The sequence below is a fragment of the Bradyrhizobium sp. USDA 223 genome (genome assembly GCF_044909005.1).
In the GTDB taxonomy this organism is placed as follows: Bacteria; Pseudomonadota; Alphaproteobacteria; order Rhizobiales; family Xanthobacteraceae; genus Bradyrhizobium; species Bradyrhizobium yuanmingense.
In genome coordinates, this window is sequence record NZ_JBIYDR010000001.1 from 2,707,860 (window position 1) to 2,717,258 (window position 9,399).

The window sequence follows — 9,399 nt, forward strand, 5'->3', positions numbered from 1 at the left end:
ACCTTATGCCGCGAATTCCGGGACATCATCGCCCAGCGTCGTTTACCGAAAATTCACCCCAGCTCTTGGGCAGCGGTATCACTTGCTTAGAATTTGTTCGCTACCGTGGAACTACGGCAATCACCCGAACCCCCGGTCAGCGCTCATGTCCGTCGCAGACTTCCTGAGGCAGCGAGCAGTAGATGTTACGGTCAGCGGCAGCTACTCGCTGCCGCGCTGGTATGATTGCGAGGGCAAGCTCCGCAGCTTCGCCTGCCGGACCAAGCGCGTCTCGCCGTTCCGGATGATCGTGGATGTGCCCGTGGTCGGCAAGGTCGGCGAGCGCTTGACCTCCTACTTCGAGGATTTCGGCGAATTCCAGGGCACCATCAGCGCGACGCTGAAGGCGGGCTTCCTGATGGAGCTCGAGATGACGCGGGCGCGGCGCGCCTGGATGTCGGAAAAGCTGACCTGGCTCGAGAAGAAGCAGAAGGATGCCAGCGTTCGGGAGCTGCGGCGTGACGCGCGTTTCGTTCCGCAGGTCTCGCACACCGTGCTGACCCTCGCCGACGGCAGCAGTCACCCATGCTTCATCATCGACGTCTCGACGGCCGGCGTCGCGGTGTCCTCCGAGTATGATCCGGTGGTCGGAACCCCGCTTGCGGTCGGCGCCTGTGTCGGGCGGGTGATCCGCAAGTTCGAGCACGGCTTTGCGGTCAAATTCGCCGAAAAGCTGGACCGGGACGACCTCGTCCGCCTGATCGTCCGCGCGCCCTTGCTGAAGTCGGCCTGAATTCGCCGCCCTATAGCGGCCCCAATGCCGGATCAGCTTTTGCAGGTCTGGGCCTCGGGCCGGACGTCATTTTGCAGACTTGCGATCGGGGGACCGAATGGCAGTCGACAAGATCACCTGGGACAGGGTCGGCCGGGTCACCGAGCCCGGACGCTACATGTACACGTTCGGCTGGCTCACCATCACCGCCGGCGATCTGGAGATCTGGAAGCGATACCCGCAGGCCGCGTTCACGCTGCTGGCACAGAGTTCCGAGTCAAACGAGTTCGCCGGCGAGGAATTCCATCTCGGCGCCTTCGACGTCGCACCCGACGCGCCGCCCGCGATCACCACGCACTGAGCTCGGAAGGCGCTGGCGCTGCATCCAGGCGAGGGCCTCGCGCCCGCGGGCCGATGGGCCGGGTAAGCCAGGAATCGAGGAATCCCGCGCATTTCCTTGAACTGGCTTGCAAATCACAATCCCCAGCGTGCCGGGCAATCGTTGCCGTGACTGGCGAGCTTCTGCCATCATGCGATTGATTGCGCTCGCATTCTACTCCCCACAATGAGCCCGGATGAACGGCAGCTGTCGCACGCCTTCAGGAAGCCGACAGCCGGCGCATGACACATGGTCGCATCGGTGAGCGTAGATAAGCGGATCAAGGGAACCTATTTTCGGCGCCAATGTACCTGATCGAAGCGCTCCCCACCGTCATTGGAACTGCCGCTATCGCCCCGGCGCTGCTGTTGCTCTGGCTCGTCATCGCTGCCGAGGAACGCCCCGGGCCGCCGGCCCAGGTCTGGACCGCATTCCTGTTAGGCGCGGCCAGCATTTCTCTGCTGGGTCTCGCCCGCGCCCCCTTCGCCAAGATGGTCGCCGCCCCCGACGATCCCTGGGCGGCGCTGGCCATGCATTCGATCTTCGGCGTCGCGCTGCCCGAGGAGGCAGTCAAGGTGCTCGCCATCGTGCTGGTCTCCTCGACCAAGCGGCGCACCTTTGCCAATCCGATGGACACAGTGGTCTACGGCGCCGCGGTCGGCCTCGGCTTCGCCGCCTACGAGAATCTCGCCTACCTGGTCCATCACGCCGACATGTGGCGCTCGCTCGCCGCGCTGCGCAGCGTCCTGACCGTGCCGTTCCACGGCGCGCTCGGCATCATCGCCGGCGCCTACCTGACCATCGCGCGCGCCGGCACGGCGCTTGGCGCAAACCGCCACCATCGCGATTGGGCCCGTCTCTCCAGCCGGCTCTTGATCTTCGGCGGCCCGCTTGCGCTCCATACGGCCTTCGACTTCCCGCTGCTGACGCTCCAGCGCATGCCCGATCTCGATCCGACGCTCCGCATGTGGCTGGGCGCTGCAAGCCTGTTGATCGGCTTCAGCTCGATTGCCTTCGCCATCCGCCTGGTGCGGCGCGTCGCGCGCCACCACGCGCCGCGAACCGATGTCGCGCGCGAGCGGCTCAGCCAGCTGCGCCGGATGTGGGCGCTGCTGCTCGCCGGCGGCGGCATCGGCTTCGTCGGGCTCGCCTTCGTCCTGACCTCGATTCATCACTGGCTGATCAACCCCGAGCGCAACCTGACGCTGGCGCTGATTCCGATCGGTTTCGTCTCGATCCTGCTCGGCCTAGCGCTTCTGATTGTCACATCGGCGATCTACATTCTCGGCCGCAACCGCATTCGCACCAACGCAGAAGGCTTTTCGTCGGCGCCCGGCGGCACTTGATCCAACGCATGGCGAACGCGCGACAGGCCCACTAGATTGGGACGCAATCCTCTCGTTCCGGAGCCAGACGATGACATCGCCCGAGGAATTTGTCCGCCTCCAATCCGAGATGAACCAGGCGGTCAAGGCACATTGGAAGGCTTTTCTGTTCGAAGGGATCCTGCTTGCCGTCCTCGGCATTGCTGCGCTCATCCTGCCGCCGCTCGCCAGTCTTGCGACTGCGATCTTCCTCGGCTGGATGTTCCTGATCGGCGGCATCGGCGGACTGATCGCGACCTATTGGGCGCGCAGCACGCCGGGCTTCTGGTGGTCGCTGATTTCGGCTGCGCTGGCCGTGCTCACCGGCCTGCTGCTGCTGGCCCGGCCGATGCAGGCCGTGCTGACGCTGACTATCGTGCTCGGCGCCTATTTCCTCGCCGAGGGCGTCGCCACTATCATGTACGCGCTGGAGCACCGCCGTGAGCTCAGCGGCCGCTGGTCATGGCTGCTGATCTCGGGCCTCGTCGACATCGCGATCTCGTTCATGGTGATCACGGGGCTGCCGAGCTCGGCGGAGTGGGCCATTGGCGTCCTCGTCGGTATCAACCTGCTCTTCGGCGGCGCCACCCTGATCGGAATGGCGCTGGCGGCACGCAAAGGCAACAGTTGAGGCGCCTCGTCGCTCCACATTCTGATTGGGGGGTGACAAGGCGTCAGCGGCACGCTATATGGCCTTTCCATGATCACCGTCGCCACCAGCTATTTTTGGTATTTTAGCTACGACAGCTCGCTGGCGGCGGGAGGATCGCGCTCAATCTGAAACATTGCAGCAAACGTCCGAACAGCCGCCAGACCTGGCGGCTTTTTTATTGGCCGGCAGGTTCTAAAACAGACAGGAGCCCGCCGTGCTGAGCACGACCGACGATCTTCGTATCCGCGAACTGAAAGAACTGAGCACGCCGGAAGAGGTGATGCGGGAGGTCCCGCGCACGCTCACTGCGACGCGTGTGGTGATGGCCGCGCGCAACGCCATCCATGCCATCCTGAGCAATCAGGACGACCGCCTTCTGGTCGTCGTCGGCCCCTGCTCGGTGCATGATCCCAAGGCGGCGCTCGACTATGCCGAGCGGCTCGCAAAGCTTCGCGAGGATCTCGCCGATCAGCTCGAGATCGTGATGCGGGTCTATTTCGAGAAGCCGCGCACCACGGTTGGCTGGAAGGGCCTGATCAACGATCCCGACCTCGACGGCAGCTTCGACATCAACAAGGGGCTGCGGCTCGCGCGCAACGTGCTCGCGGCGGTGAACAATCTCGGCCTGCCCGCCGGCACCGAGTTCCTCGACATGACCACGCCGCAATACATCGCCGACCTCGTCTCCTGGGCCGCGATCGGCGCGCGCACGACCGAGAGCCAGATCCATCGCGAGCTGGCTTCGGGCCTGTCCTGCCCGGTCGGCTTCAAGAACGGCACCGACGGCAATGTGCGGATCGCGGCCGACGCGGTGAAATCAGCCTCGCATCCCCATCATTTCATGGCCGTCACAAAGCTCGGACGCTCGGCGATCGCCTCGACCGCCGGCAACGAGGACTGCCACATCATCCTGCGCGGCGGAGCTGAGCCGAACTACGACGCGGCAAGCGTTGCGGCGGCCTGCAACGAATTGACCAAATCCGGCGTTGCCCCGCTGGTGATGGTCGATGCCAGCCATGCCAATTCGAGCAAGAAGCCGGAGAACCAGCCGCTGGTGATGGCCGACATCGCCCGCCAGATCTCTGGCGGCGAGAGCCGCATCATGGGCGTGATGATCGAGAGCAACCTCGTCGCCGGCCGCCAGGATGTCGTGCCGGGCAAGCCGCTCACTTACGGGCAGAGCATCACGGACGGCTGCATCGACTGGGCAACGACGGCGAAGACGCTCGAGCAGCTCGCCGACGCGGTCGAGATTCGCCGCAATATCCAGCGCGCCGGACTGCACGAGAGGTCAGCCTGACGGATCACGAGTTTAGGATGCCTCGTTCCTCACCTCTCCCCGACGGGGAGAGGTGTAAAGCCTCAGCAGCCGCGGCAGATGCTCTTGATCTTCTTGTCGAGCGCCTGGTTTTCCTTGCTGAGCGGATCGTTCGCATCGCTCAGATTCTTCTCGCTAGGCACATCGCTGGCACGCGGCTGGCGATGACCGACCGGCGCCGGCAACACCGATCCGGACGATGCGCCGCTTGAGGTCGACCCCTTGGAGCCGCCGGTCTGCGCAACAGCCGCGCCGCCAAGCAAGACCACGAGCGATACTGCCAGCATGATCTTCGTCATGTCCATTTCTCCATTCTCAAATCAGCGTCCAAGCCCAGCACTCAAGTCAGCGTCGATGCCATCGCCACTCATGCTTCGGGCGGATAGAGATGAACGTCGCCGCAATAGTCGACGATACGATAGCGCGTTTCTGATTCCGCTTCACTTGTCTCGTTTGCGGTATTTTTCACCGCCGACACGTAATTCGGACCCACCGGCGACTTGCCGGCACCGCCGGGAATGTCGATGACATAGTCCGGCTGACACAAACCCGACACCCGCCCGCGCAACTGCCGCATCAAGGCCTGCCCCGCTGCCAACGTCGTGCGCAGATGCGCCGTTCCCGGGGCGAGATCGCCGTGGTGCAGATAATAGGGCTTGATCCGGCATTCGACGAAAGCTCGCATCAAATCCGAGAGAGCGGCGATGTCGTCATTGACGCCGCGCAAAAGCACGGACTGGCTCACCAGGGGAATTCCAGCATCGACGAGCCGCGCGCAGGCATCGCGCGCGGCTCCCGTCAGTTCGCGCGCGTGATTGGCGTGTACCGCGACCCAGGTGGCCGCGCCCGCAACCTTCAGGGCTGCAACCATCTCCGCGCTGACGCGCGCGGGTTCGGCCACCGGGACACGGGTGTGGAGACGGATGATCTTGACGTGATCGATGGCCGCAAGGTCGGCCATGATCTCGCTCATCCGCCGGGGCGACAGCATCAGGGGATCGCCGCCGGTCAGGATCACTTCCCAGATCTCGCCATGCGACCGGATGTAGTCGATCGCGGCGCGATAGGCGCTCTCCGACAGCGCATTCTCCTTGCCGGGCCCGACCATCTCGCGGCGGAAGCAGAAGCGGCAATAGACCGCGCAGACGTGCACGAGCTTGAACAGCACGCGGTCGGGATAGCGGTGCACGATTCCCGCGACCGGCGAATGCGGGTGATCGCCGATCGGATCGGCATTCTCGCCCGGCTGCGCCTCGAGCTCGGCCGAAACAGGAACGAACTGCCGCGCGATGGGATCGTCGGGATCCGTCGCATCGATCAGCCCGACCAGATCCGGCGTGATCGCCACGGCATAGCGCGCGGCGACGCGTTCGAGCGCCGGCAGCGCCGATGCGGGCGCCAGGCCCTCGGTTACCAGCTCGGCAGGTTCGCGCAGGGTGCGTGCAAGGTTCGTCTTTGTCATCTCTCATCCGCAGGCGGTGTCCACACCACCTGATCAATTCGTGTGGCGCCGCTCGCCAACATCACCAGCCGGTCGAAGCCGAGCGCGACACCGCTCGCCTCCGGCATTGCGGCGACCGCCGCCAGAAAATCCTCGTCGAGCGGATAGGCTTCGCCATAGCGGCGCTGCTTCTCCGTCATGGATTCCGTGAAGCGTTTGCGCTGCTCCTCGGCATCGGTCAGCTCTCCAAAGCCGTTGGCGAGCTCGACGCCGCAGGCATAGACCTCGAAACGTTCGGCGACCCTCGGATCGTCCGTCTTCACCCGCGCCAGTGCCGCCTCTGGAGATGGGTATTCGAACAGGATGGTCAAACGCCCCTGCCCCAGCTGCGGCTCGACGTGCTCGACCAGGACCTTGCTGAAGATGTCGGACCAGGTGTCGTCCTCGGCGACACGGACCTTCCCGGCTGCCGCAGCGGCAAGCGCCGCACGGTTACCCTCGCCGCCCGAGATTGTCGACAGCAGGTCGATGCCGGCGAACTGCGCGAAGGCGCCCGCGACCGTCAGGAGCTCCGGCTCGGCGAAGGGATCGGCGGTCCGGCCGCGGAAGGAGAAGGCTTCGATCCCGGTCGCCTGCGCCGCTCGGGCGATCACGACGACGCAATCGGCCATGATGGCATCATAGGGCGCTCCCGCCCGGTACCATTCCAGCATGGTGAACTCGGGCAGATGCAGGTCGCCGCGCTCGCGGTCCCGGAACACCCGTGCGAACTCGAAAATCCGCGTCTCGCCCGCCGCCAGCAGCTTCTTGCAGGCGAATTCGGGGGAGGTGCGCAGGTATCGGCTGGCCCGGCTGCCATCGGGCCGCATGATCTCGGTCCTGGGGGCGTGCAGATGGGTCTCGTTGCCCGGAGAGACCTGGATAATGGAGGTTTCGACCTCCACAAACCCCTGTTCGGCGAAAAACCCCCGCAAAGCTCCGGTCACGGCGCCCCTTGCCTGGAGGAACGGCCGTCGGTCGAGGTGGCGCGCGGGCGACCAAAACGGCGACATCGGCTTGTCCCCAGCCATCAACCCACCGCCCCGGCCGGCAGCAAAATGCTGGCATCCAACGGCAAAATCAGTATGTTGCGGCCCGAAACGGGTGCCGAGGTCCGATTTGAGGCCCCAAGTCCCCCAGCAATTCGACCACGTCCTGGCTGGTGCCGGGCCAAGCAAGCAGGAAATACAGCTTTGAGAGTCATCGCCAGTTCTATTCGCAAGGGCAACGTGATCGAGCAAGACGGCAAGCTCTATGTCGTCGTGAGCGCCGAGAACATCCATCCCGGCAAGGGAACCCCGGTCAGCCAGATCGAAATGCGCCGAATCTCGGACGGGGTAAAGATCTCGGAACGCTACAAGACCACCGACCAGGTCGAAAAGGCCACCATCGAAGAGCGCAACTACACCTTCCTTTACGAAGATGGCGATGGCTACCACTTCATGAACCCCGAGACCTACGACCAGGTTCAGGTTTCCAAGGACGTCGTCGGCGACGCGGCCGCGTATCTTCAGCCGGATATGACCGTCAAACTGTCGATGCATGACACCAATCCGGTGTCGATCGCACTGCCGCAGCGCGTGACGCTGGAAGTGGTGGAGACCGAGCCGGTGACCAAGGGCCAGACCGCCTCCTCCTCCTACAAGCCGGCGGTGCTGTCCAACGGCGTGCGCACCACCGTGCCGCCGCACATCTCGGTCGGCACGCGCATTGTGGTGATGACCGAAGACGGTTCCTACTCCGAGCGTGCCAAGGACTAAGCGAGCCATCGAGGATCGGAACAGGTACCGCCGGGGGGCGAAGCAGTGGGCAGGAACAGTCTCCGCTTCGTCTCGCTTCTCCTGGCGTGGCCGTCGCTTCTCGTTGCCGCACCGATCGCTGCGGATGAATTCCGCAGCCCCTCGCTGACGGCCCTGCGCATCGAGTGGCGCGCGGCGCTCGACCAGCTTCGCAGCGAGATCAACAGCCGTCCGCAAATTGCGGGCGACTTCATCTTCGCACCGCGCCGTTCGGTGCCGCGCTACGATCCGCGCGCGATGCCGGCACTGGTGCAGCTCAACGCGGTCTCCTCGCGCTTCTTCACCGGCATTACCCGAAGTCCCGTCCCCGTGCTGCTGCCGTTCGACGCCGCCGCGTATCTCGATGCGCAGCGCAGCGGCGCGCCGGCGACGCTCGCGCTGGCGCGCTACCAAGCCGACTTCAATCCCGTCGACATGTTCGATGCCGGTCCTGCCGGCTACAGCGCGACCTTCTCGCTCGAGCCCGGCGCCGGTGACGGCATGCCGAGCCGGGTGTACGCAAAGCCTGTCGAGGTGCAGATCACGGGCTCGGCGCTGCTCTACGACATCGCCGATCCGGCCGGGGGCAAGGGCGAGCCAGTCAAGCCGCTCGCCGCAACCTACCCGGATCTGCGCAGGTTCATCCGGGAAGGCTATGTGCGCTATGCCTTCACCCGCTTCGGCGCCGCCTATGTGGTCTCGATCCAGTGCCTCGACAGTGTCGCGAGGCCACGGCGGCTCGCCTGCAAGGAGGCCTATCCAGTCGCCGAGCGCTTCCTGAAGGCACTGCGCGTCGCAGGCGGCCAGCGCATGCGGCCCCTGGCGGACGTTGCGTCCAACATTATCGATCGCCCCGCGGTGCGTTCACCGGATTTCAGCTACCGGCCGAGCGGCGACATCATTCCGAACACCGGCTACCGCAAGCAGGGCGGTCATCCCGACGCCATGGCCTATGCCCAGATCCGCTTTCCCTTGGAGAAGGCGCCCGCCTTCGTGCGCTCCCAATCCTTCGGCAAGCGCGACAAGAGCGAAGGCCCGACCGCCTATCCCTGGCGCGACAATTTCTGCGAGTCGCGCCGTTTCGAGGTGTGGCAATGCGGCGGAGGTTACGGCCACCAGGGCGAGGACATCCGCGCCGCCGACTGCCCTTCGCCCGGTGAAGGCCGCGAGCCCTGCGATCCCAAGCGGCGCGGCGTCGTCGCCGTGCGTGACGCAATCGTCATCCGTGGAGCCAAGGACCAGGCCGCAACGCTTCAGGTCAATAGCCGCACCGAGCACATTCGTTTCCGCTACATGCACATGAATCCGCATGCGATGAACGCCGATGGCGTGCTCAACGGCCGCATCGTCACCGAAGGCGAGAAGATCGGCGTGATCTCGAACTACCTCGACCGTCCCGCCGGCACCTCGATGCACCTGCATTTCGACGTCCAGGTATTCACCCGCGATGGCTGGATCTGGGTCAGCCCCTACGTGACGCTGGTCTCGGCCTATGAACGGCTGATCCGCGCGCGCGGCCGCGAGATCGGCCCGGAGATCGCGGTCACGGCGCAGCCGGTGGCCCATGCGCTGCCGGAAGACGTGCTCAAGCCTGACCTGCGCGAGGGAGCGGGCGGCGAGCAGAACTGAGAGCGTACTGGTTCGTTGCCGGAGCGGGCAGGAAAGCCTCTGGTCGCG

10 protein-coding genes are annotated in these 9,399 nt (G+C 65.0%); 7 read left to right on the plus strand and 3 right to left on the minus strand.

The window, feature by feature from the left end:
* The first annotated feature begins 145 nt into the window (after window positions 1-145).
* From ABIA40_RS12460 to ABIA40_RS12480, 5 genes are all read left to right on the plus strand, one after another.
* On the plus strand, window positions 146-772 hold the full coding sequence (locus ABIA40_RS12460) for a PilZ domain-containing protein (protein WP_271546587.1): 627 nt from the start codon (window positions 146-148) through the stop codon (window positions 770-772).
* Between the two features lie 97 nt (window positions 773-869).
* Window positions 870-1,112, plus strand: a complete 243-nt coding sequence (locus tag ABIA40_RS12465; RefSeq protein WP_198399898.1) for a hypothetical protein — start codon at window positions 870-872, stop codon at window positions 1,110-1,112.
* A 323-nt stretch (window positions 1,113-1,435) separates the two neighbouring features.
* Window positions 1,436-2,476, plus strand: a complete 1,041-nt coding sequence (locus ABIA40_RS12470; protein ID WP_271546589.1) for a PrsW family glutamic-type intramembrane protease — start codon at window positions 1,436-1,438, stop codon at window positions 2,474-2,476.
* 70 nt (window positions 2,477-2,546) lie between these two features.
* Window positions 2,547-3,125: an HdeD family acid-resistance protein gene (locus ABIA40_RS12475; protein ID WP_275509755.1), complete on the plus strand. Its 579-nt coding sequence runs from the start codon at window positions 2,547-2,549 to the stop codon at window positions 3,123-3,125.
* A 235-nt stretch (window positions 3,126-3,360) separates the two neighbouring features.
* Complete coding sequence (locus tag ABIA40_RS12480; RefSeq protein WP_271546593.1) at window positions 3,361-4,446, plus strand: 3-deoxy-7-phosphoheptulonate synthase; 1,086 nt, start codon at window positions 3,361-3,363, stop codon at window positions 4,444-4,446.
* Window positions 4,447-4,508: 62 nt separating this feature from the next.
* Here ABIA40_RS12480 and ABIA40_RS12485 read toward each other — a convergent pair whose 3' ends face one another.
* The 3 genes from ABIA40_RS12485 to epmA all read right to left on the minus strand — a co-directional run bounded on the left by ABIA40_RS12485 (window position 4,509) and on the right by epmA (window position 6,975).
* Window positions 4,509-4,763: a hypothetical protein gene (locus ABIA40_RS12485; protein WP_157285847.1), complete on the minus strand. Its 255-nt coding sequence runs from the start codon at window positions 4,761-4,763 to the stop codon at window positions 4,509-4,511.
* A gap of 68 nt (window positions 4,764-4,831) precedes the next feature.
* Window positions 4,832-5,926 carry a lysine-2,3-aminomutase-like protein gene (locus tag ABIA40_RS12490; RefSeq protein WP_404541270.1) on the minus strand — a complete coding sequence of 365 codons (1,095 nt, stop codon included), beginning with the start codon at window positions 5,924-5,926 and terminating at the stop codon, window positions 4,832-4,834.
* A complete protein-coding gene (gene epmA / locus ABIA40_RS12495; protein ID WP_271546596.1) occupies window positions 5,923-6,975 on the minus strand; it encodes an EF-P lysine aminoacylase EpmA in 1,053 nt (350 codons plus the stop codon). Before epmA ends, ABIA40_RS12490 begins: the two co-directional genes overlap by 4 nt.
* A 162-nt stretch (window positions 6,976-7,137) precedes the next feature.
* Between epmA and efp the strand changes: the two genes are divergently transcribed.
* Window positions 7,138-7,704, plus strand: coding sequence for an elongation factor P (efp, locus tag ABIA40_RS12500; protein WP_028136595.1), 567 nt, complete (start codon window positions 7,138-7,140; stop codon window positions 7,702-7,704).
* Between the two features lie 45 nt (window positions 7,705-7,749).
* On the plus strand, window positions 7,750-9,351 hold the full coding sequence (locus tag ABIA40_RS12505; RefSeq protein WP_404541272.1) for a M23 family peptidase: 1,602 nt from the start codon (window positions 7,750-7,752) through the stop codon (window positions 9,349-9,351).
* Window positions 9,352-9,399 lie beyond the last annotated feature (48 nt).